At 70.0% G+C, this 22,185-nt stretch carries 20 protein-coding genes; 2 read left to right on the plus strand and 18 right to left on the minus strand.

Annotated features, from left to right (window positions below; genetic code table 11):
• Positions 1-126: 126 nt before the first annotated feature.
• The 8 genes from AC0VX6_RS06440 to AC0VX6_RS06475 form a co-directional block, all read right to left on the minus strand.
• The gene (locus AC0VX6_RS06440) at positions 127-1,041 is read right to left on the minus strand and encodes a type II secretion system F family protein (protein ID WP_274976612.1); all 915 of its coding nucleotides are present in this window, start codon (positions 1,039-1,041) and stop codon (positions 127-129) included.
• Between the two features lie 13 nt (positions 1,042-1,054).
• Complete coding sequence (locus AC0VX6_RS06445; protein WP_212641132.1) at positions 1,055-1,987, minus strand: type II secretion system F family protein; 933 nt, start codon at positions 1,985-1,987, stop codon at positions 1,055-1,057.
• Between the two features lie 52 nt (positions 1,988-2,039).
• Entirely contained in the window at positions 2,040-3,365 is a 1,326-nt protein-coding gene (locus AC0VX6_RS06450) for a TadA family conjugal transfer-associated ATPase (RefSeq protein ID WP_212641131.1), read from the minus strand.
• Positions 3,366-3,500: 135 nt separating this feature from the next.
• Positions 3,501-3,869, minus strand: a complete 369-nt coding sequence (locus tag AC0VX6_RS06455) for a TadE/TadG family type IV pilus assembly protein (RefSeq protein WP_475469269.1) — start codon at positions 3,867-3,869, stop codon at positions 3,501-3,503.
• 137 nt (positions 3,870-4,006) lie between these two features.
• Positions 4,007-4,363 carry a pilus assembly protein gene (locus AC0VX6_RS06460; RefSeq protein WP_274976613.1) on the minus strand — a complete coding sequence of 119 codons (357 nt, stop codon included), beginning with the start codon at positions 4,361-4,363 and terminating at the stop codon, positions 4,007-4,009.
• A 175-nt stretch (positions 4,364-4,538) separates the two neighbouring features.
• The gene (locus tag AC0VX6_RS06465; protein ID WP_212641129.1) at positions 4,539-5,954 is read right to left on the minus strand and encodes a CpaE/TadZ family protein; all 1,416 of its coding nucleotides are present in this window, start codon (positions 5,952-5,954) and stop codon (positions 4,539-4,541) included.
• 3 nt (positions 5,955-5,957) lie between these two features.
• Positions 5,958-6,749: a Flp pilus assembly protein CpaB gene (gene cpaB / locus AC0VX6_RS06470; RefSeq protein WP_274976614.1), complete on the minus strand. Its 792-nt coding sequence runs from the start codon at positions 6,747-6,749 to the stop codon at positions 5,958-5,960.
• 69 nt (positions 6,750-6,818) lie between these two features.
• Positions 6,819-7,973 carry a hypothetical protein gene (locus AC0VX6_RS06475; RefSeq protein WP_475467741.1) on the minus strand — a complete coding sequence of 385 codons (1,155 nt, stop codon included), beginning with the start codon at positions 7,971-7,973 and terminating at the stop codon, positions 6,819-6,821.
• Positions 7,974-8,623: 650 nt separating this feature from the next.
• Between AC0VX6_RS06475 and AC0VX6_RS06480 the strand changes: the two genes are divergently transcribed.
• Positions 8,624-9,091 (plus strand): YkvA family protein, encoded by a 468-nt coding sequence (locus tag AC0VX6_RS06480; RefSeq protein WP_475467743.1) that lies wholly within the window; start codon positions 8,624-8,626, stop codon positions 9,089-9,091.
• A gap of 148 nt (positions 9,092-9,239) precedes the next feature.
• Here the strand turns inward: AC0VX6_RS06480 and rpsN are convergent, their stop codons facing one another.
• From rpsN to AC0VX6_RS06495, 3 genes are all read right to left on the minus strand, one after another.
• Positions 9,240-9,545 (minus strand): 30S ribosomal protein S14, encoded by a 306-nt coding sequence (gene rpsN, locus AC0VX6_RS06485; protein ID WP_047871987.1) that lies wholly within the window; start codon positions 9,543-9,545, stop codon positions 9,240-9,242.
• Complete coding sequence (rpmB, locus tag AC0VX6_RS06490) at positions 9,545-9,781, minus strand: 50S ribosomal protein L28 (RefSeq protein WP_130396777.1); 237 nt, start codon at positions 9,779-9,781, stop codon at positions 9,545-9,547. Before rpmB ends, rpsN begins: the two co-directional genes overlap by 1 nt.
• 90 nt (positions 9,782-9,871) lie before the next feature.
• Positions 9,872-10,966: a GTP-binding protein gene (locus tag AC0VX6_RS06495; RefSeq protein ID WP_475469270.1), complete on the minus strand. Its 1,095-nt coding sequence runs from the start codon at positions 10,964-10,966 to the stop codon at positions 9,872-9,874.
• A gap of 162 nt (positions 10,967-11,128) precedes the next feature.
• Here AC0VX6_RS06495 and AC0VX6_RS06500 point away from each other — a divergent pair, with 162 nt between their 5' ends.
• Positions 11,129-11,548 carry a VOC family protein gene (locus AC0VX6_RS06500; RefSeq protein WP_274976617.1) on the plus strand — a complete coding sequence of 140 codons (420 nt, stop codon included), beginning with the start codon at positions 11,129-11,131 and terminating at the stop codon, positions 11,546-11,548.
• A 66-nt stretch (positions 11,549-11,614) separates the two neighbouring features.
• Here the strand turns inward: AC0VX6_RS06500 and AC0VX6_RS06505 are convergent, their stop codons facing one another.
• The 7 genes from AC0VX6_RS06505 to AC0VX6_RS06535 form a co-directional block, all read right to left on the minus strand.
• Positions 11,615-11,902 (minus strand): YciI family protein, encoded by a 288-nt coding sequence (locus tag AC0VX6_RS06505; RefSeq protein ID WP_475467745.1) that lies wholly within the window; start codon positions 11,900-11,902, stop codon positions 11,615-11,617.
• A 469-nt stretch (positions 11,903-12,371) separates the two neighbouring features.
• Positions 12,372-13,631, minus strand: coding sequence for a hypothetical protein (locus AC0VX6_RS06510; RefSeq protein WP_475467747.1), 1,260 nt, complete (start codon positions 13,629-13,631; stop codon positions 12,372-12,374).
• Between the two features lie 55 nt (positions 13,632-13,686).
• Positions 13,687-16,353 (minus strand): TPR repeat domain-containing protein, encoded by a 2,667-nt coding sequence (locus tag AC0VX6_RS06515; protein WP_475467749.1) that lies wholly within the window; start codon positions 16,351-16,353, stop codon positions 13,687-13,689.
• 47 nt (positions 16,354-16,400) lie between these two features.
• Positions 16,401-16,733, minus strand: coding sequence for a hypothetical protein (locus AC0VX6_RS06520; protein ID WP_475467751.1), 333 nt, complete (start codon positions 16,731-16,733; stop codon positions 16,401-16,403).
• Positions 16,734-17,366: 633 nt separating this feature from the next.
• On the minus strand, positions 17,367-17,540 hold the full coding sequence (locus AC0VX6_RS06525) for a hypothetical protein (RefSeq protein WP_212641121.1): 174 nt from the start codon (positions 17,538-17,540) through the stop codon (positions 17,367-17,369).
• A complete protein-coding gene (locus AC0VX6_RS06530; RefSeq protein ID WP_475467753.1) occupies positions 17,537-19,228 on the minus strand; it encodes a TRAFAC clade GTPase domain-containing protein in 1,692 nt (563 codons plus the stop codon). The genes AC0VX6_RS06525 and AC0VX6_RS06530 overlap by 4 nt, the downstream gene beginning before the upstream one ends.
• A 140-nt stretch (positions 19,229-19,368) precedes the next feature.
• Positions 19,369-22,143, minus strand: a complete 2,775-nt coding sequence (locus AC0VX6_RS06535) for a GTPase-associated protein 1-related protein (protein ID WP_475467755.1) — start codon at positions 22,141-22,143, stop codon at positions 19,369-19,371.
• Positions 22,144-22,185 lie beyond the last annotated feature (42 nt).

Genomic DNA, 22,185 nt, shown 5'->3' on the forward strand with positions numbered 1-22,185 from the left:
GAGCGGCGGAACCGGAGGTCTTCGGGGTCCGCGGGGAACCTCCGCCGCGCCCCGCGGCCACCGGCCGCCTCCGGGAGGGCGGCCTGCGTGCCCCTTCCCCGTACCTCGGGGAGGGGGCCGCCCTGGTCAGCCGCCCAGGATGAGGCCGAGGTTGACCTCGGTGCCCAGGAACATCGACCCCACGATGAGGATGAGCAGGCCCGGAAGCAGGGTCACCGCGGTCACCATCGTCACCCGGGGGTTCATCCGCTGGGCCTTGCGGCGCATGTACTGGGCGTCGGCGCGCCGCATGTCCTGGCTGATGGCGACCAGGGTGTCGCTGAGCGGGGCGCCCAGCTCCTCCGCCTGCTGGATCGCGGTCACGAACTTGCTCAACGACTCGTTGCGGTTGCGCCGGCGCAGCATCTCGAACGCCTCCCGCCGCGAGGTGCCCAACTCCATCTGCTGGAGGGCCAGCGCGAACTCGTCGGCGAGCACTCCCGGCATCGACTCCGCCACCCGGGCCACCGCCGCCCGGAACGACATCCCGGCGCTCACCGTCACCGCCAGCACGTCCAGGAAGTCCGGCAGCTGCGACTGCACCTTGTCGCCGCGCTCCTGGCCCTGCACGTACAGGCTCAGGTCGGTCAGTCCCATGAAGGCCAGCACAACCAGTCCGACCAGCGGGTTCCCCGAGGCGAACATCAGCAGGCCCAGGGTGCCGTACAGCGCCACCTCGCCGACCTTGCGCCGCAGGTAGCGCTCCAGGGTCAGCCCCTCCGGCCTCCCCGCCGCCTCGATGCGCTCGGAGACGGAGATCAGGCGGCGCTGGCTCAGCGACGCGTGCAGCGAGCGGGCGAACGGCCGTCCGATCGCCTCGGTGATCCGGTGCAGCACGAACGTGTCGTCGGACCGGACCCGCGTCGGGCGCGCGGCCGGGTCGTCCACCCGCACCCGGGTCTGCGACATCATCAGGTACAGGCCGTAGCACGCGACCAGCACGACCAGCGCGCTGGTCAGAGCGGCGGCGAGCGGCACCAGCAGGGAGAGGGGGGCGTTCATCGGGGAGCGGTCCTCACAGGTCGAACTTGGTGATGCGGGACACCAGCACGAAGCCGATGGCGAACAGCGCGGCCACCACCAGCAGCACCGCCACCCCCGCCACGGACGTGGTCATGACGCGCATGATGCCCGGCTCGATGGCGTTGATCAGGAACAGGGCGCCCACCGACATGAACCCCAGCGCCCACACGGTGCTCGTGGTCTCGCTGAGGATGGTCTGCACCTCGCGCCGGGTCTCCTTGCGGTTCTCCAGGGTGGTGGAGATGTTGCGCAGCGCCGTGACCAGGGAGCCGCCCGAGCGCGAGGCCACCACCAGCGTGGACAGCAGGACCCCCAGCTCACGGGAGGGCATGCGCTCGCGCAGCTCCGCGACGGCCTCCTCGAAGCTGGCCCCCAGCTTCATGGACTCGGCCATGCGGCTCAGCTCCTCGCCCGCGGGCCCGTCCAGCTCGTCGGCGGCCATCGCCACGGCCGTGGGCAGGGCCAGGCCCGCCGAGGTCGCGTTGCCCAGCACGCGGGCCAGGTCCGGCAGCTGGGAGGTGAACTCCTCGCGCCGCTTGGCCTCGGCGCGGTTGAGGTAGGAGAAGAACAGGAACGCCACCCCGGCCGCCGCCAGCAGGCCGAAGAAGGGCGCCAGCACCTGCCAGACCACGACCACCGCCAGCAGCGAACCGCCCAGCAGCGCGAGCACGAACGTGGACAGGCGCACGTCCGCGCCCGACCGGGCGATCCTGCGGTACAGCCGCCCGCCCCACTGGGTGCGGTAGATGGCCGCGTCCAGCCGCGCCATGGGCGTGGACGCCTCGTACTCGGCCTGGTCCAGGGCGCTGCGGGCGGCGATCAACCGCCGGTGCTGTGCGCTGGACACGAACTCCCACAGCGCCCACAGCGCCAGGGCCAGCACCACGGCCAGGCCGCTGAGGATCGCCACGAACTGCCAGGTCACCGGAGCTCCATTCCGATCGGGGGACGCGCCCGCCGGGGCGCGGGGGAGGGCCTCACCAGCCGTTGCGGGGGCGCTCGTCGGTGACCACCCCGAAGGCCGCGGGGATGGCCTCGCCCACGTGGTAGATCCGCCCGGCGATGTGCCGGGGCAGTGGGAAGTGCCGGAACTCGCCCTCCACGGCCCGGTTGGGGCCCATGGGCAGGGCGGAGAACTGCATCACCGGGTCCAGCCGGAACTCCTCGCGCCGCCGTGAGGAGACCACCGCGATCTCGTTGACCCGCCGGGACCCGTCCGGCCACCGGCCCAGGTGCACGATGGCGTCCACCGCGTTGTTGATCTGGTCGCGGATCGCCTCGTAGGGCACGTTGACGTCGCTCAGGGTGGCCAGGGTCTGCAAGCGGTGGATGGCGTCGTCGGCCGAGTTGGCGTGCACGGTCACCAGCGACCCGTCGTGGCCGGTGTTCATGGCCTGGAGCATGTCGATGGTCTCCGAGCCGCGCACCTCGCCGACGATGATGCGGTCCGGGCGCATCCGCAGCGCGTTGCGCACCAGGTCGCGGATGGCGATCTCGCCCCGGCCCTCGATGTTGGGCGGTCTGGACTCCAGGCGCACCACGTGGTCCTGCATCAGCTGGAGCTCGGCCGAGTCCTCGATGGTGACGATGCGCTCGTCGGAGGGCACGAACGCCGACATCGCGTTGAGGAAGGTCGTCTTTCCGGTACCGGTGCCGCCGGACACCACGATGTTGAAGCGGGCCCGCACCATCGCCGCCAGCAGGATGCCGGTGGGCGAGTCCAGGCTCCCCATCCGCACCAGCTCGTCGATGGGGTAGGGCTTGGGGAAGCGCCGGATGGTCAGCACCGGGCCCGACAGCGACAGGGGCGGGATGATCACGTTGACGCGCTCGCCGGTGGGCAGCCGCGCGTCCACCATCGGCGAGGACTCGTCCACGCGGCGGTTGACCAGCGACACGATGCGGTCGATGGTCTGGTAGAGCTGCTCCTCGCCGTTGAAGGCGGCGTCCACCCGCTGCATCCGGCCGCCGCGCTCGATGAACACGTTGTCGGGGCCGTTCACCATGATCTCGGTGACGGTCTCGTCGGCCAGCAGCGGCTCCAGGACGCCCAGGCCCAGGGCCTCGTCCACGACCCGGCGGATGAGCGCCGAACGCTCCCGGTCGGAGAGCACCGGGCCCTCGCGGGTGAGGATGTGCCCCACGACCTTCTCCAGGCGCACCCGGCGCTGGGCCAGGGTCAGCCTGGTGAGGTCCTCCAGGTTGATCTCCTCCAGCAGGCGCCTGCGCCAGTGCGTGACGCTGCTGCGCTCGGAGCGCCCCTCGACGGCGCGGTCCTCCTCCAGACGGTCCTTCAGACCCATGGCCCTGCTCTCCTTCCCCCCGGGGCCGGCGCGGCGGGCACACGTCCCGCCGCGCGGCGCCCCGACACGACTTCCCCTGCGTTCTCCCCGGGCGCCGGGGCGGCGCCCCGGCGCGCACGGCGCACCGCATCGACCTCACACATCGGGCATCTCCACGCGCCGGGTCAGCGTCAGGTCCAGGCCCGACGCGGAGAACACGATCGGCAGCGGGTGCGAGACCTCCACGTAGAAGCCCTCGTGCTCGTTGACGCCGCTGGTGACGGTCGCCTCGTCCAGCCACGACGGCAGCGCCGCGCGGGCGGCGGCCTCCGCGCCCTCCAGTTGCTCGGCCCCGGCCACCCGCGCCCCGGCGCGGGCCGCGGACTCCAGCCGCTCGACCGCGACGAAGGCCAGGAAGGCCTCGATGGCGATGACCGCGACCAGGAGCAGGATCGGGAAGATCGCGGCGAACTCCAGCAGCGGGCCGCCCCGGTCGCCGTCCCGACGCGGTCGGCCTCCGGGCAGGAGGCGCCGCCCTCCGCGGTCTCCTGCGCTCCGCCGTTCCCGGCCCCGGGCATCCCGCCGGCCCCCGGGCGGGGGGTCGCGGTCCTCGATGTTTCGGCGGGCGCGGCCCGCAGCGGTCCGCCCGACCGGTCGCGCGCTCACGGTGTCGCCCCCCGCGGCTCGACCTCGGTGACCACGCGGGCCTCACCGGTGACGTCCCAGGGCCCCGAGGCCCCGGGCAGGAAGATGGGCATGGCCATGGTCACCCGGGCGTAGCGCGCGCCGTCGCGCTCCACGACCTCCACGGACATCACGTCCGCGCCGTCCCACGGCGGCCGGACGCGCTTGCGGGCCTCCTCGTCCACGCGCGCCATGTCGTCGGGGGTCACGGCGGCCTGGCGGGCGGCCTCGGCGGCGCCGTGCGAGGCGTACATGGCGGTGATGCCGAGCAGCAGCACCTGCCAGACCAGGGCCAGCGCCAGCATCATGAACGGCACCGCCGCGGCGAACTCCACGATGACCCCGCCGCGGTCGCCGCGCCGTCGCGGGCCACCGCGCCGCGGATCCGGCCGAGCCCCGCGACCCCGCGGCTCTCGGAAGTCCCGCGGCCCTCGGAAGTCCCGTGGGCCGCGCCGGGGCGCACGGCCCGCCGGGCCCCGGCTCCGGCCCGCCTCCCGACGGAGGCCGGACTCAGCTCCCGAAGCCACCGCGGCCTCCTCCGCCCCCGTGCGGCCCCGAACCCGGGCGCCCGCCGAAGGGCTGGCCCAGCGGCGGCACGGAGGCCTGTCCGTTGACCGCCGCGCGCGACGGGTTGGCCCCCGACGCGTTGAGGAAACCGGACACGTCACGGGTGGACGGCCCGCCGCCGCGCCGCTCGGACAGGGAGGCGAACCCGCCCAGCCCCGCGGGAGGGGTGGCCGAACCCCCGCCGCCCCCGGGCTGCGCGGGCGGGTTCAGCAGGTCCAGTTCCGCGGCCAGCCGCGAGAAGGCCCTGCGCAGCCCCTCGTCGGTCACCTTGGTCGGGTCGCCGTTGTTCTCCCCGGGCTCCAGCGCGCGGTAGGCGGCGGGGACCGGCGTGCGCAGCACCCGGGTGCCCAGCAGCTGCTGGAGGAAGTCCGGCTGGATCTCGTTCTTGCGGCTGTGCCGGGTGACCAGCGAGTACACGTCCGTGTGCGAGCGCACCTGCAACCGCTCCCACATGCTCATCAGCCGCTGGGCGCCGCGCATCGCGGGCACGTCCGGGGTGACGGTGACGACCGCGCTGTCCGCCAGCTCGACCGCCATCGCGGTGGCCTCGTTCATGGTGGACCCGCAGTCCACCACCACCAGTTCGTACCGGGACCGGAGCGCGCTCAGCACCCGCCGGGCGGCGCTGGCGCCGACGTCCTCGCCGCGTTCACCGTGTTCGGGGGCGAGCAGCACGTGCGGGCCCCGCGGGTCCACGTACAGGGTCTCCGCGAGCATGCCGGGGGTGATGTTGTCCCCGGCCTCGACCAGGTCGCTGATGGAGCGGCGGTGGCGCAGGTTGAGGAACGCGGGCAGGTCGCCGGTCTGCAGGTCCAGGTCGACCAGGCACACCACCCGCTCGGCGGCGGCCGCGGCCATCGCCAGGTGCACGGCGCACGTGGTGGTGCCCACACCGCCCTTGGCGCCGCTGATCGCCACGACCCGGCCCCGCACGCCCGACGCGGGCAGGTCCATCGACGCCGACTCCAGGTGGCGGCGCAGCGTTCGCGACCACTCGGCGGCCTTGGTGACCCGGCTCTCCAGCTCGGCGATCCCGCAGTCGTCGGGCATCACCCCGCGCGCCCCGGCCTCCATGGCCCCGGTGAACGTGTCGGGGTCCATCGTGGGCGACACCAGCAGGATCGCCACCTGCGGATGGCGGTGGGACAGGTCGCGTATGGCCTCGAAGACCGGCGCCGGACCCAGATCCTGGTGGATGAGGACCACGTCGATCTCCGGGAACTCCCCGGCGGCGTCGATCAGCGCCGTCGTGGTGGCCCTGGAGGCCACCAGGGAGGCGCTGCCCAGCTCCTCGAAACGCGCGGCGAGCACCATCTCCGACTCCGAGGTCGGCATACCCGCCAGGACACGGAAGTTCAACGCTTACCCCCCATGCGGCACGCGCCGCTCGTCGGCCGTCCCGCCCTCGTCCGGTGTCGTGCTCTCGTCGGCCGTTCCCCCGGCGACGAGGTCGTCGAAGTCCCCGCTGCAGAACTCGGACTCCTCCGGGGTGCCGCCGCCGTCGGCGCTCACCAGGGCCAGCCTGAGCCCGCTGGAGAAGTCCTCGGCGTAGGCGAGTCGGAGCGCCGCCTGTGGGTCCAGGCGGAAGGTCACCGGGACCACCCCGGCCACGCCGCCGCCCTCCTCCTCCTGGGTGCGCAGCTCACCGATGTCGAGGACCTCCACCTCGGTGATGACCCGCACCGCGCACGCCTCGCCGTGGTCGCGCGCGGGGAAGGTGCCGTAGATGTCCACGAACGACCCGCGCCGCACCTTGCCCGCCACGCCGGTCTCGGCGTTGACCATGATGGCGATCTCCCGCTCCCCGGCGGTGAGGGTGGGCTGGGGCTGCACCATGCCCCGCTGGAGGTAGACGCCCGCCTCCATGTGGGAGGCGGCGACGAGCTGCTGGTCGGCCGGGGTCTCCACCTGGGCCAGGTCGGTGAGGAAGACCTCCGGGTCGAAGTACATGCTGGGCACCTCGACCCGCTCCACGGACTCCTCGCCGATGGGCTGGTAGGCGTCCACGGCCTCGGTCAGCCGCAGGACGGTCGCGAACTCGCCGAGGCGCTCCTGTTGGCTGTTGAGGTAGGTGAACACGGAGGCGAACACGGCGACGGCGCCGATAGCGGCAACGACCATGAGCAGGACGCCGCGTCGCTGACGGGGGTTCATAGGGGTTGCTTTTCCGTTTCCAGTGTCGTCGCGGGCCGTCCGCTCGCTCCGGGGGCGCGGTGCCGGTCCCTAACGGGAGTAGGTCCGGGGCGCGTCGGGGCGCGGGGCGCGGCCCGCGAACGGCGGACCCTGCGGTCGGTCGGTGGAGGGTGGGGGAGGAGGACCCGGCACGCGCCCCCCTTCCACGGGGGGAGGGGCCTGGACGGGCCCGGCGGTGCTGCCGGGGGAGGAGGTGTCGGTTCGACCCGAGGCGCCGGGCGGACCCGCGGCGCCGGGCGGACCCGCGGTGCCGTGTGCGCCGGGAGGGCGGTCGGCGCCGCCGGGAAGGGGCTCGGCGGCGCCTCCGGAGGAACCCGGAGCCGCCGGGGGACCCTGCCCGCCCGATGGCCGGGGGCCGGACTGCCGCGCGGGGGTCCGCGCGGCGGTGGCCGAGCAGAAGGGGCAGGTGCGTGCCGACATGGGCTCGCCGCACCAGGAGCAGGAGGCGGCGCGGATGGAACTGGCGGCGTAGGCCAGGGCCTGCGGGTGGGCGCTCAGCGCCACGAACTCCACGTACTTGGCGGTTCCCCAGTACAGGGGGCCGAGCGGCTGGGCGGGCAGGGTGCGGGTCGCCACGGGCTGGATGGCCTGCGGGAGGTGGTCGTCGAAGACCCCGGTGATCCCGGGGTCGGGGGTGGAGCACAGCAGTTGGACCGGCTGCACGGGCCGGAAGGGCAGCGTGCGGGAGACGTCGGACGCGCGCATGCGTCCCACCTGGTGGGTGGGCGCGCAGTAGGCGAGGAAGGACACGGACGGGGCGTAGGAGCCCATGTGCTGGCGCATCGAGGTCGGGATGGTGCTCAGGCCGGAGACGGTCCTGAGCCAGGCGCCCGCCAGCAGGTGCCTGGGCAGTTCGTCGCACAGCGCGGCGACCATCCCCGGCGGCAGGTAGGGGGCGAGGTAGGCGAGCTGGTCGGCGACCAGGGACAGGGCCAGGGGCGACAGGTCGACGCCGATCCCGGCGATGTGGTCGGTGCGCATCGCGCCGCGGGCGAAGTTGACCGCGCGCTCGGCGTCCGCGGAGTGCCATGCGGGGTAGAGCGCCACGACCTTGCGGCCCGCCTCGACCTGCTCCTTGGCGAAGGCGACGAACGCTGCGCTGCGCTCGCCGATGCCCTCACCGCGCATCGCGAACCGGTGGGCCCCGGCCTCACCCACATGACCCGTGCTGGGGATGTCCGCCAACAGGGTGACGGTCGTCGCCGACCGAGGTAGGGCTCTGGACACTGGGCAAGCTCCATCGGTTCTGCGCGCTGGGGCGAGATGGCTGAGCGGCCTTGCGAAGGGAGGCACTCGGACGCATCGTAACGAATGTGTGGCGGAGCGCGGGAGGCCTCGCATTCGTCGCCCCGGAACGCGGGGTGGACGGTGGTGGAGTGGACGGGGCGCGGGGGGTCGGCGGGGGTGACACGGGTGGCACCGACTCCGCGCTGGCCGAAGGGGATCGGATCGTGTCCGTGTGCACCGCCTCCTTCCTGGGCAGACGTGTTCCGTGTTGGCCGCATGTGGCCAACGCGTGGACAGATCGGTACGCGACCGTTTTCGGGTCGTATGGGTTCTGTGTTGGTCTGTGGGGTTTGGGATAGCTCCCAGTGACGTTTGGTGCCTCTCATCCTTTCTTCTCCAAGGATGCCCTTCCTCTCCCTGCCCCACCAGTCCCCTGCGCGGCCTGTGGACAACCCTCCCGGCTTCCGGACTCTCCTTCGGGGCCGAGGAAGGCGGACGGGATGTCACGCCGGTCACGTAGGGGATTAGGCCCGCGCAACGCGGGAACGAAACAGGAAGGCTTCGCGTCATATCTTGAGAAGCCACGTCCTCACCGAGGAGACCGAACGATGCGCAAGGTAAACCGCGCCGCGGCGGGAGCCGCCGCCTGGCAGGTCGTCCGCAACACCGACAGCGACATGTCCGTCTGGCAGAGGGCCGGAGCCGTCCCGCGGATGATCGGCGCCAAGGTGCGTGGACGGTACCCCGAGCTGAGCAGCGGCAAACTGCTCGGGATGCTCGCGCTGGCGGCCTACATCCTCTCCCCAGTCGACTTCGTCCCCGAACTGTTCATCCCGTTGCTCGGCCTGGCCGACGACGTCGCCGTCGCCGTGTGGCTGACCACCATGGCGCTCGGCGAGAGCGAGCGCTTCGTGCTCTGGGAGCGCCAGAACCAGGCGCAGCAGGCCTTCCACGAGGCCAACCAGCCGGGCGGACACGACAACGGCATGCGCGGCGGCCAGGCCGGACCGGAGCGGGGACACGGCGTCTCCGGCCACGACGGCCACCGCTCCCCCACCGACGGCGCACGCCGCTGACCGTGGACGACCCCGGATCGCACCCGGACCACACCCGAACCGCACACGGGCCCCGCGCGCACAGCGCGGGGCCCGTGGCGTCGGATCCGGTCCAACCGCAGGGCGTCGGGGGTCGCACCGCCGAGCGCGCGACCGGATCCCGTTCGCGTCACCAGCTGGACTTGGTCACCCCGGGCAGCTCTCCCCGGTGGGCCATCTCCCGGAAGCGGATCCGCGAGAGTCCGAACTTGCGCAGGTGCCCTCGCGGCCGCCCGTCCACTGCGTCGCGGTTGCGCAGCCGGGTGGCGCTGGCGTCTCGGGGCTGCCGGTTCAGCTCGGCCACCGCCGCCGCGCGCTCCCGCTCACCGGTGTGCGGGCTGCGGATGATCCGCTTGAGTTCGGCCCTGCGCTCGGCGTAGCGGGCCACCACGCGCCTGCGCTGCTGGTCGCGGGCGATCTTGCTCTTCTTGGCCATCAGACCCTCCCGCCGCGTGCGCGGATCTGGGCGACGACCCGCTCGATGCCGCGGGCGTCGATCACCTTCATGCCCTTGGTGCTCACGCGCAGCTTCACGTAACGCCCTTCACTGGGCAGCCAGTACTTCTTCGTCTGGATGTTGGGGTCGAACCTGCGCTTGGTGCGCCGGTGGGAGTGTGAGACCGAGTTTCCGAAGGCCGGAGCCTTTCCGGTCACCTGACAGACACGGGACACGGCGGTCCCTCCTCTCGTTCGCGGTCCGCGGCCTCGCGGACCGTTCGGGTTCCCCGGTGTCCGGGGCTTTTCCGTCGTGGCGCCGTCCCCCTACAGGGCGTCGGCGAAGGGGTCGGAACGCAGCGGCTGCCCCGCCTCGTCCTCGGTCATCAGGCACGAGTCCAGCAGGGCCACCAGGCGCCGGGCGTCCAGGTCCACACCCGTGAACGCCAGGTGCTGGCCGCGGTCGCCCAGCACCGGGTCCCAGTCCAGGAGCGCGGAGACCCGGCGGGTCTCGGAGACCATCTCCACCGCGGCCTCGGGCAGCGCGTCCAGCCAGGGGCCACCGCTCTCCAGCAGCAGGGCGTCGTTGTAGGCGTCCCACACCAGCAGGGTGTCCGGGCGGCTGGCCAGCCAGATCCGGCCCCGGCCGCGCAGGCCCGCGGACACGATCCGCTCCAGCGCCTCGTGCAGCCGCACGGGGTGCAGGGGGCGCCTGCGGCTCCAGGTCACCGTGCTCACCCGCCCGTCCGCGCGGTCGGCGTAGTGCGCCCATGCCGGGTTGAGCCGGTGCGCGGCCGCCTCGGGGTCGAACCGGCCGTGCGTCAGGTCCGTCAGACCGCCGCCCGGGGGGACGACCACGGCGGCCGGGTTGAGGTGCTCGACCAGGGCACGGGCCTCGTCGAAGTGGCGGGTTCCGTGCACGGCGACCGCCGTCGGGTACTCGATCTGGTGGGCGAGCACCTCGGCGACCGTGCGCTCGTCCTCCACGGCGATGTCCAGGTCCCGGTCGCTCAGGTCGTCGTGCCCGGACAGGTCCGGCAGCAGGCGGTCGGCGTCCACCGCCGCGATGACCGCGGCCAGCCGCAGCTCCTCCCGGGCCGCGACGACCTCGGCGACCTGCCGGGGCTCGACCCCGTCCCAGGTCTCGACCACGCACAGGGTGTGCTCACCCCGCTCGGCCAGCCGCAGCAGCGTGGGCACGAGGTCCTCGCGCAGCGTGCAGGACGCGCACAGGTGGTCCAGGTGGACACGGCTGTGGTCCACGGGACCCCAGCGGTCACGGGTGACGCGGTGGACGATCCCCTCGGCGATCCCGTCGAGGTCGTGGTGCACGGCCACGGACCCCGGGACCTGCGCCAGCAGGTCGTCCACGCTGCGTCCGCGCGCGTGGCGGTGCAGGCCGCAGACCACGGCCACGCGCATGGGGGTTGTCGGCTCCATAGGGGGACACCCTCCTTCCTGAGAAAACGATAATCATTATCGTATGGCACCCGCGTGGCGCCCGGGGAGAAAAGCCGGTTGTCATAATCACGATGGACGTAGTACTTTGCTTGAAGTGGTGAGAAGCGATCCCCTGGAGGCACCGTGAACATCGATCTCGTCGGACTGGCCGTGCTCTGCGACGACCCGCGCGCCAGCGCCGCGTGGTTCGCCGAACACTTCGGCTTCGACATCAACATCGACCTCGGCTGGTACCTGAACACCCAGCACGAGGACCACCCCAAGCTGTCGATCGACTTCGTGCTGCGCGACCATCCGTCCACGCACGAGGTCCTGCGCTCGGGAAGGGCGGAGTCGCTGGTCGCCTTCCTGGTGCCGGACGTGGACGCCGAGGAGAAGAGGCTGCGGGAGGCGGGCGTGGAGGTGATCATGCCGCTGGTCAGCGAACCCTGGGGGCAGCGCCGCTTCCAGGTCTCGGGTCCGGAGGGCCTCTACGTCGAGATCCTCCAGATGGTGGCCCCCGACCCGCAGTGGATGAGGGACAACGGCCTCGCCGAGCAGTGACGCCGGGGGCCGTGCACGGCGCGGGCCGGGACGGAAACGACTTCCGTCCCGGCCCGCGGCGTTCGCTCAGAAGTGCTCGGAGAGCGGGCCCAGCACCGGGGACCACTCCTTGACGTCCACCTCGGAGACCAGGCCCTGGATGCGGAAGGGGTCCTTCTCGGTCAGGGCGACGGCCTCGTCACGGGAGTCGGCGCGCAGGAGCAGGAGGGCGCCGGGAGCGTCCTGCGGGCCGAAGGGGCCGGAGCAGAGGTTGGCGTCCTGCGCGGCCAGGTACTCGCGGTGCGCGGGGCGGTGCTCGTCGCGCGCGGCGGCGCTGTCGGGGGCGTAGGTGTAGGTGACGGCGAAGATCGCCATGGTTTCCCTCCCGGGGTGTGTGGCGGCCCGACTGGTGCCGCGATCGCCGTCACTGTGCCACAGGCGCAGGTGGGAGGGCGTAGTCGGGGCGGAAACGTGCCACTGCGACCGGGAGGACGGCCGCAGCGGTTGCCGGGGTTGGGAGCTTTACCGACGACGTCGACGAGCTTCTCCTGCTCCTGTGGTCACACACCACCCAGCACACCAGCCCGCCTGGCATTCGGGCGCAGCCCACCACCGGACGCGGTTCCGGTTTGCTGCCCCTCTCCAAGCAGATCCGCAGGAACGCCCGAACCGGTCGCCGTCCTTCTCCCGGCCTCGCGCCGTCGTGCATGTCTGACCAGTAACAAGACGCTGTGGCTGCCCTCGGTTCTGGGCAGCCACAGCCCCCTGCCTGCTCGGGGCTTTCTGTCACCAGCCGATCGTTCCCGGTCGTACCGGATGAGATGGTTATGGTGCGGTCTTTGTCTCACGCAATGGCTTGTTCGATCGACTCTAGAACCATGGGGACAACACCGCTGCCCATCGGTAGTTCGTGGATAGTAGGCAGGCGCGACGTGCCATCTGAATTCTCTACGAGCAGCTTATCCGGGAATTCCTCAGGCTGCATCACATCCGCCCCCACGAGAAGATTTGCCGCCTGCACCGCAGCGCTTCTGTCTATCGGGTTGTGCCTGCCCACAACAAAAGCTTGGGGGGTCGGATCCCCGTCCGTGTTGGGTGGGAGGAACCAAGACTCCATCCCTTCGACGTTCCACAGTTCGGGTTCGTACGATGCTCCAGAACTTTCCCTGAGGTATAGATAATCAGTGCCGAATTCACCATATAGGACCCTGTGCAAGGGGTCGTTCTCTTTGCCCCTATACAAACCGTCGTAATCCGCCACGAGCACCTCAGGTGGATTTTCGACCCCTGCTGCCGAGAACTCCTGCCTCCACTCAAGGTCGCCTGATCCAGGGTTCAAGGCGAGCAGCACACTCGACTCCGTGTCTGGGCAGAGAATCGAGACGAAGACTTTCTCAGTGGACGTGGTGACCTCAACGTCGTTCCGGGAGAGTTTACTGCCGTCGCAGTACGCGGCTAGTTCAACCCGCCATATGTCGTCCTCTTCGTCCTCATTATTCGGCTGCTCACCAGTCAGAGTCAGCGGGTTCTCTTCGAACGTGAAATTTGTACGATCGTATGCGGCATCTGCCAGAGAGGAAAGGCCTCCTGAAGGCATAGGGATAGGATCGATTGTCGTCTCCTGGCGTTGACCAGTCCCGGGGTTCAGTACCGCATAATGCACCTCGTCGGACCGCAGTCCGTCCACCCGGTAGGCTACACGGACCGTGCCCCCACCAGGTGTGAAACTGACGGCCACCTCCTGCTCGGGGACACGGAAGTGCCAGCGTTCCTCTCCTCCGGGATAACCGACCCCGAACACGCCGTCCTCGGTGACCGCGACCAAAGAATTCTCTGCTGCGACGAGCCGTAGGGAATCGGGATGATCCCAGTCAGTAACGAACTCATCGAACTGGCCCACACTGTCCAATGTCTGTGGCGCCGTGATGCCCAGATCTTCCGAGGTCTGGTGCTCGATGACGGGTGGATCCGGGGTCACCACCGGTTCGATCACACGCACCGAACCCCACAGGAGCACGAGCACTCCGGCAATAGCCAGTACCACCCACCGCGCTCGGACACGCAGTCTTCTCGGCTCTTCTTCATCCATGGAAACTCGCAGCACACCGATACATGTTGACAACGTTAATTAAGCTCATTTTAAGAATGTAGGACGGTACTTATTGCGAGCCAGAATCATCGGAGACTGAAGCAGGATCCTCGAAGTCCGCGCCAGGTTCTTGGTAAGCCTCCATATATCCTTCGAGGTAGTCGCTAACCAACTCTTCTGCTGATCTCCCTGAAAATTCTGAGTCGGGAATTTTATTGACTACTTCCATCAATGCCTCGGTTCTTCCTGCGGAGCCGAAAGGCCAATCATTGGGAGATGCAGGGTACGAAAAACCCCCGTCCTCTTCTCCTACGAGAACGCCTGTTCCCTCGAAATCTTCTACATCGATTACGCCCTCCTCAATCAACAGTCGGCCCAGTTGGACTTGCATGTGCCACTTCGCGTTATCATCGCCGCCCAGCGTGCTTTCTAGGTTTCTCTCGTTGTTCTCGAGTTCTCGCTCGAGTTCCTCCATCTGTTCGGCAGCATACTCAGAAATGGAATTCTTCATTGGCTCCTCTAGGAGGGTTGAAATAATGTTAACACCTGTGCTTGCGGGGATTCCTCCTACGGGAATTGCGGAAGCTCCTCCGACGGTCATGTGTGTTCCGACTTTGTAAGCTGTCTCCCAATAAACTTGGATCTTCTTTTCTGCTGCTTCTATCGCCTCTGCATTCCCTTCGGCCCTGGATGCGTACTCGCTGAGCATGGCCCTGTCAGCAAGATCTCTCAGCTTCCCCGATTCAGCAGCATAGGTTGATGGTTCATGGTCTCCCGTGAAGAGGGCTTCGCGCATCGTGTTTTGCTCTTGCTCGACGATTGCAAGGAGAACATTGGGGCCAGCTTCCTCGTTTGCGAAAAGAAGTTGCAGGAAGTTCTCGCGGTGTGCCTCTCCGACGCCCATGGTCACATCCCCGGCCGAGTGCATGGGTAGGACCGAAGCTTCAGATTGGGTAACCACGGCGGCTGGTATGTCCCCATTTGATGACCCGCCGAAATCATTGATGTAAGAATAGAATATTTTGCTGAAGCTCTCAGCCAGTGCGGGGTTGATTTCTGTGGTGGCGGCGTTGGCATTCCCGTCAACCTCTACGCCGGTATCGAGGAAAATGCTGCGATCGAATTCCTTGTCACCCGCCCAGTAGGCGTCTTCGGGCAGATCATCAGGACGTTCTGACCCATGCACGGACACCCCGTTCAGACCTTCGATCAGACCAGCGGCGGCTTCGGCGGCTCTCAACCGCTCCTCCTCCGTGCCGTTGTTCTGCTCCCAGATCCAGTCCGTGAGACCAGTTATGGCCTCGGAGTCATCCGGCCAGTCGTGCGTGTAGAGGCCACGCAGCACCATATCCCGGTCAAGACCGAGAACGGGATGCTCGTACGGGCCCTCACCTGTGAGGATAGCGTGGTTGGCATCCTCGTTCCTGGTGCCCGCATCAACCAGGGACTCGAGTTGCTCGTCTCCGAAGGCGTAGAAATCCGCGTCGTTCTGCGAGTCCAGGTAATAGGAGGCTGACTGGGTCAGGTTGACTGAGAACTGCTGGCCTCCGGCGAGTTCCGGCGTCGTGTTCTCAAGCAGAGTGGCGAGGGAGTATGCCTCCAGCAACCAACTGTCACGTTGCCCTTGAGTCTCGTCTTCCGGATGCTGGCCAGGGAGGATCGGGCCTTCTACGGCTGAGCGAATACTGTCCGGGAGACGCTCATAGCTACCACCGATGCTCTCGTCGGACAGGACAAGTACCCCGTTGCCCAACCCCCGCAGCAGATCCTCGCGCACGTCCGGTGGGATATCGATGTTCTCTCGGATGCTGTCAGTCACTGAAAGTACGCCAGGGGGCACTTGGTTGGCGCCTTCGCCCTCCAACGCATCGTAGAATTCGGTGAGGAATTCGAGTTCCTCAGCCGGCATGTCCTCGCCACTTCCCTGGCGCTGCATGGCAACGATTCCCAGGTTGCCGAGTACTGCGGCTATTTCAGAGATATCCCCGTCGTAGTTTTCTGGGTCTGAGGCGTACTCAGCCACCTCCTCGGCCATCTCGTCGGGATCCTTGTCAATAGGGATCGCGTCGATGTCACCTCCGAGGTTGAAGTAGGACCAGGTGATGTGCCCAGAGTCGATAAGGCGTTCGATGCTCTCGGTAGTGGGACCGCTGCGGAGGTCAGACTCCGTGGTCTCTGCCGCCTCGTTCAGCTTCTGATATGCAGTTGACTCCAGTTCCTGGATCTCGTTCTTGAGTTCTTCGAGCGCTGACTCCGCCTCTTGTGCCGGCGCTTCGGTCCACATGAAGGAAATAGAGGGTGGTGCTTCATTCAGCCCTGTGGCCAATGCCTGAGCTTCTTCATTCCATCGCTCGATCAGGCTTTTCCGCTCGTCCTTGTATGTCTTGACGGAGTCCGCCCAGCTTTCGGTGACCATCGCGCAGTAGCGAATGCTGGATGCGACGTCCATCCACGTTGCCTTGTCTTCGCTGCTGAGTGTTGAAATATCCCATTTGATGATTTCCGTGAACTCGGTGGCGGCGTTGTCGAACCCTCCTTCCAAATCATGGGAGCGCCCGAGAACACGCGATTCGAAAATAATGAGATCTTCTGAGAAGTCCCTGACTTCTTTTGAGCAGACATCTGGGTCAGAATTAAGGAAGAGGGTGTAGGATGCGCTGCTGAAATCTCCGTTTCCGGATACTTCAATTGCATCTACTTTGTCGAAATGGCAGGATACGTACCTATTGTTGATCACTTCGGAACTCTGCTCTCTGGAGTTGTATAAAATGACGAGTGTGAGGGTTAGTCAAACGCACCGTTGACTTCGGGAATGTTTCCCCATGCTTCGGTGTAGCCCTCGCTGGACTCGTAGTCATTTTTTGCAATCTCAGAAGAACCTGCCTGGATGGAGTTGGCAAGTTGAAGACCGTTGCTCTGGACTGTGCGAATCTCAGGAAGGAGGTTGCTTCGGAAGTCCGCGTATCCAGGCCCGGCATGCCACGTGATCGAAGCTAATTCATCCATCATGTCGCTGAAGGTCTCTTCGAGGCCAACCATAGATTCCGCGAGAGCCTCAGCATGAACGGCGTTGGACATAGCCGCCCAGGTGTTTGCTCCGACTTCATCAGAACTCATCATCTCTCCTTCGATGAACCGATATTCTAAGACCGCTTCATTGGTGGTTGATGGGCTGCGGCATGCATGATGGGCCGCGGTGCCCGGATGGGCCCACAACGAGTATGGGGCCGGCGTCGGCCATGGTGCTCGGTTCTCGCTTAGCTTCTGGCCTGGGAGCAGTCCATAAACATATGGTTATGTGCTTTCTATGCGCAGGTGGCCAAGATAGCGGACGGAAGTGGCGCCGGGGTGACGCGCATGGCTGAAGAGACCTCGTCGCGCTGGGCGACGGTCTCGGCGTCCTCCATGATCAGGTCGAACATGTCGGCCAACCCTGCTATGACCTTGGCGGGAGGCTTCGGCGAGTTCGCCGTTTTGGAGGGCCTCGATCGGGTTGGCGCCAGCTTCGCCTGCCATGTCGGGGGACTCCTTCGGGGAGGGATGGGGGCGTATGGGTGGGGATGCTCCGTAAGTTAGCAGTTGTGACCAACGGTGAGGGCAGCGGTATCGGATGCCACGTTCGACGAAAAGGCTGATCAGATGCGGCTTGTGCCGGTGACGGCCGCTCGGAAACGGGTGGCCGGATTCGGTCAGGGACCAGCTGCTGTTGTCACCGGAGACGGCGGCACGGGTCAGGGCACGTACGAGGATTCAGGAGCCCTCGGTGATGCGGGACAGAGCGTGTGCCCACACGCCCTGGACGGTGACCGCTCCCAGCCAGACCGCCGCCGCGAGAACGGCCACGGTCACCGCGCCCGCGAGCGCGTACGTCACCACGGCCACGGTCCGGCGCGTGCTCCGGTGCCCGGCTCCCCGGTAGGTCATCGGGTCTCCTCCGCGTACTCGGGGTGTTCCGGCTCCGTCCTCCTCGGCCGCGCGTGCCGAGGGCCGTAGCCCGGGGCCCGGAACCACTCCGATACCCCGGAACCCCCTGGCAGCCCCGGTGTCCCCGGTGCCCCGGGCGCCTCCCGGGTCCACTCCGTCCCGGCTTCTTCCTGCGACGCGGCGAGCATCGCGGTGAACGCGTCGTGCTCCCCGGCCAGCGTCCACCGCAGCAGGGCGCCCAGACTGGCGTCGGCCCGCCCCTCCCGGTCGGTGACGGCCGAGGTCAGGAACACCCGCGCCTCCCCGAAGTCGGCCTCGGCGTCCCGCAGCAGGTTCCCCAGCCCCAGGGTGCGCTCCGCCCACACGCGCGGGTCGGTCTCCCCGGGCGCGATGGCCGTGCCCCGCACCAGGTCGCCGCGCGTGACCACCACCGCGAGGCGGGCCTGGCGCAGCCCCCGCCCGCCCCGGCGCCGGGCCAGCATCCGGTACTGGCGCCGGATCTCGTCGCGCACCGCCCCGTAGGCCAGTTCCGGATCGCGGGTGTGCGACCGGTCCCCGGCCAGCCGGGCCCTCTCCCGCGTGGTCAGCGAACGCCACACCGACTCGATCCCCAACGGGTCCACCGCCAGCACGAACGTCGTCGCCCGGCCCAGGTAGGCCAGCTCCTCGACGGTCGCCGACCGGTTGAACCGCTCGCCCGCCGCGTCGAACAGCTGCATGAGCAGGGTCCTGCCGCCCGCGCCCACCCGCACCGTCAGCCCCCGCACCTCGCGGCCCGGGGGAGTCGGCGCGGTACGGGACCCGGCCGCGAGCACCCGCTCGCCCTCCCGCAGCCGCCGCACCGTCTCCTCGCCCACCGGCTCCACGTACGCCTCCGGCGCCCGGCGCGCGGCTTGCGCCAGTGCCAGGTTCATGCCGGTCACCAGCCGCGTCTTGCCCGCGCCCGCGCCCCCGAACAGCGGCAGCACGAACTCCCTGGCCTCGCCCGGACGGTGCTCCAGCCCCCGGTCGCAGTGCGGACACCGCGCCTCCAGATCGGCCGAACCCAGCAGGAGCAGTGTGGGCAGGCGTGCTCCGCACAGGCACTCCCGGCGCCACAGCCCCCGCCCGCCGGGGCGGATGGCGCCGTGCCGCCGACCGCAGCGCGTGCACAGGTAGGCCGGGTAACCCAGCCGCAGGAAGCATCCCGGGCACACCATGCGGATCCGGCGCACCAGGAGCAGTCCCGAGTCGGCGAGCCGCAGCGCTCCGACGGCGGTCCACGCCGCGGCCAGGTAGAGGCCCACCACCAGGGCGTGCACCAGGAACTGCGGCAGCAGGAACACGCTCCAGGGCGCCGCGGCGCCCCAGCTGTGCCCCACCACCGCGCGCAGGTCCCACCAGGCCGGACCGCCGTGGTAGGCCAGGTGCGCGGGGTCGTCGCGGGTGCCGGGCAGCGGCTCGTCCGGGTGGTCGCCCGCCCACATCACCTCGCGCACGCGGCGCAGGTAGGAGACCACCAGCACGCACCATCCGACGAGGAGGGCGAAGCCTCCCCCGAGCACCACGGCGCTCACCAGCCCCGCGAGCAGCCACCACCGCAGCAGGTAGACGACCAGCAGGCCCAGGCCCGCACCGGCGGCGACCAGGAGCGCCGCTCCGAGCTGTGCGCCGCCGTCGTCGCGCCGCGACCGCGCCGCTCGCCTCACGGTCGGCGCATGTCCGGGCGCGGAACGCCCCGTGACCGCGCACCGTTCCCCGAAGACCGAACGCCTGAACGCCGTCCGCGCCGCGCGCCTCGTGGCCGCCGCACGCCTGGTCGCCGACCGCCCCGCGGACGCCGCCCCCCTCATGACCGCCGCTCGCCCGACCGCGAACCCAGCCCCAGGAACCCGCGCCCGCGCGGTTCGCGCGAGCGCTGCGCCCACTCGTCGAAACCGGCCGCCGACTCGCGCGGCAGCTGCCTGCGCATCCTCGCCAGGTGGCGCCGCCGCCACCCGCCCACGGCCGGTGCGAGCACCGACGCGTCCAGGCGCCCGGCACGCCCGTGCCCGGCCAGGATCCAGTGCCTCGTCGCCCGGTACACCAGGGCGGCCGTGGCCGTGTCCGGCCGGTCGTCGGCCAGCCGGGCCGACACCGCCTCCCCGTAGGCCTGGAACACCCGCGCCGGGCAGTCCCGCAGGGCTTCGGCCAGCAGCGAGCACTGGCACCACCCCAGCAGCACGCGCACCACCAGCCGCCAGGCCACCTCCTCCACCGCCGGATGGGTTCCCCGCACCGCCGCGTACACGGCGGCGAGGCGCTCGTGCGCCCGGTCCTCACCGGCCGCGCGCAGCGCGACCAGGGACGGGCGGACCTCCGACCACTCCATGACCACCCGTCTGCCGGAATCGGGAAGCCGGGTCCGCAGCCAGTGCCGGGACACCTCGTCCACCAGCTCCCGCCACGTCCGCTCCTGGCCCGCCCCGGGGGGCGCCGCCATCGCCTCGGCCACCCAGCCGCCCACCCCCGGCGCCACCAGGACCCCGGGGCGCAGCACCCGCAGGACCAGCAGGGCGGTCCGCGGCCCGTGCCCGGGTCCCCACACGTCGGTGAGCAGCTCCTCGTCCAGGTCGTGCGCGGCGAGCCCGGCGGCGCCCGCCGCCCGGCCCTCCCGGCGCACGGACACCAGGTACGACAGCAGTCCCGGAAGGTCGCCTCGGGGATCGGTGGCCAGCAGCCGCAGTTCGCGCAGCGGGGCGCTGGACCCGTCGCGGTCGTTGGCGAACAGGGCGCCCACCGGCCCGGCGGCCAGGGCCGACAACCTCTCGCGGGGCAGCGAGGCCAAGTGCGCGGCCGCGCCCCGGCGCACCCCGGGGTGGGCGGCGACCAGGGCGCGCGCCTCCGGGGAGGGCAGGTGCGAGGCGGCCAGCAGCGGGGCGAGCACCACGCGGCCGTAGCGCTCCATGCCCTCCTCGCATGGCGGCAGGCCGCTGGCCCGGGCCCAGCGCAGCAGCACCACCGCCCGGTCGGGGGCGAGTTCGCCGCACTCGCCGTCCAGCAGGGCGGCGACCCGTTCCCGCGCCGCGCCGCGCACCGACTCCGTGCGCATCGGCGTCACCGCGGGGGCGCCTCCTCCCGCGGCGATGTCGTCCAGGGAACGGCGGACCATCACGTGTTCGAGCCGCTCGGTGGTCCCGTCCGCGCCGCCCAGCCGGTGCGCCACCCGCTGCAAGCCGGCCAGGTCAGCGGTGTCGAGGACTCCCGACGACGGCCCGGTGAGCAGAGCGGCGGCCCCGGGCGCTCCGTTCCGGTTCCCTCCGGGCGTCCCGCCCCGCTCCCCGGCGGACGGCACGACCGCACCGGAGTCCAGCGCCGTGACCGTCGCGCGGCCTCCCCCCTCGCGGGCCCCGCCCGCTCCGACGGGTACGGTGACCGCCGCGCGCGTCTCGGTGCCGGACGGGCCGCCCGCGCCTCCGGTGAACGCCCGGTCCAGCACGTCGCCGACCGGCCCGCGCGCGGACCCGTCCGAAGAGCGGCCGGACACCGCGCCCACCAGCTTCCGGTCCGTCCTCCGGTCGCTGACCTCCATCCCGACGCGGGCCTCTCCCGACGCTGCGGCGTCGGCGTCCAGGATCCTGTGGACCAGCGCCGCCGCGTCCCCGGGGGCGAGCCACTCCACGGCCTCCGACAGCCACTCGCGCACCTCCCGCAGGTCCTCGCGCGCGGGAGCGTCCGCGTCCAGCAGGGACGCCGCGGCCAGCACCGGGAGCCAGTCCGCCAGCGCGCCTTCGCGGCCCGAGGCGTACGGCCGAGCCCTGTGCCACAGCGCCGCCGCCCGGCGCGTGCCCAGCCGGACCAGGCGGTCGGCCACGGCCCGCGCACGGGGATCGGGTTCGGGGAGCGCGTCCGGCGGGTCCTGCTCCGGGTCGTACACCGTGAACCTGGTACGCCACAGTGCGGTGTCGGAGTCGGGCGCGACCCCGACGACCTGCACGAGCGCCTCGTCGGGGTCGCCGCAGTAGGTCGCGAACGACAGGAGCCGTGCCCGCCGCGGCGGAAGCAGGTGGCTCAGGGCCGCCACCCAGTGCGCCACGGACGCGCTGTCGGCCACCAGCACCAGCGGACGGGAGTCGTCCACGGCGTCGTCGGCGGCGAGCAGCAGCCGCGTCACCACCTCCGCCGGGCGGCTCCGCACCCACGCGTCGGTGCGCGGGCGGTCCAGCGGGCCGGGGCCGACCTCCGGCGCCGACAGCTCCGCCAGCTCGGACAGGCCGGGGTCGCCGACCGGCTCCTCCGCCCAGAAGTCGGCCTCCCACAGCTCCGCGGGCAGCGGGCCGGACTCCTCGGGCCCCGGGGCCACCAGGCTGTGCGCGAAGTAGTTGCCCGGCCTCCCGGACGGGTCGTCGCCGCTGGAGACCACGCGGCTCACCACCGGCACCCCGCCCACGTCGGGGGAGTAGCACAGGTTGACCGGATGCTCGTCGACGCGTTCGCGGGACCTGGGCGGCTCGTACACGGTGAACCGCTCGACCTCCCTGAGCACCCGGGGGTCCACCCCCGGTGTCGCCGCGTTGAACTGGTACCCGGCGTAACCGGACAGGCCGTGCTCGCACGAGGTGTAGTACAGCTGCGCGAAGCCCATCGGCGCACCCCTTCGGTCTGGTCGTCGCGGGGGGTCTGGTTC

This window comes from Nocardiopsis sp. iso_25 (assembly GCF_056173305.1).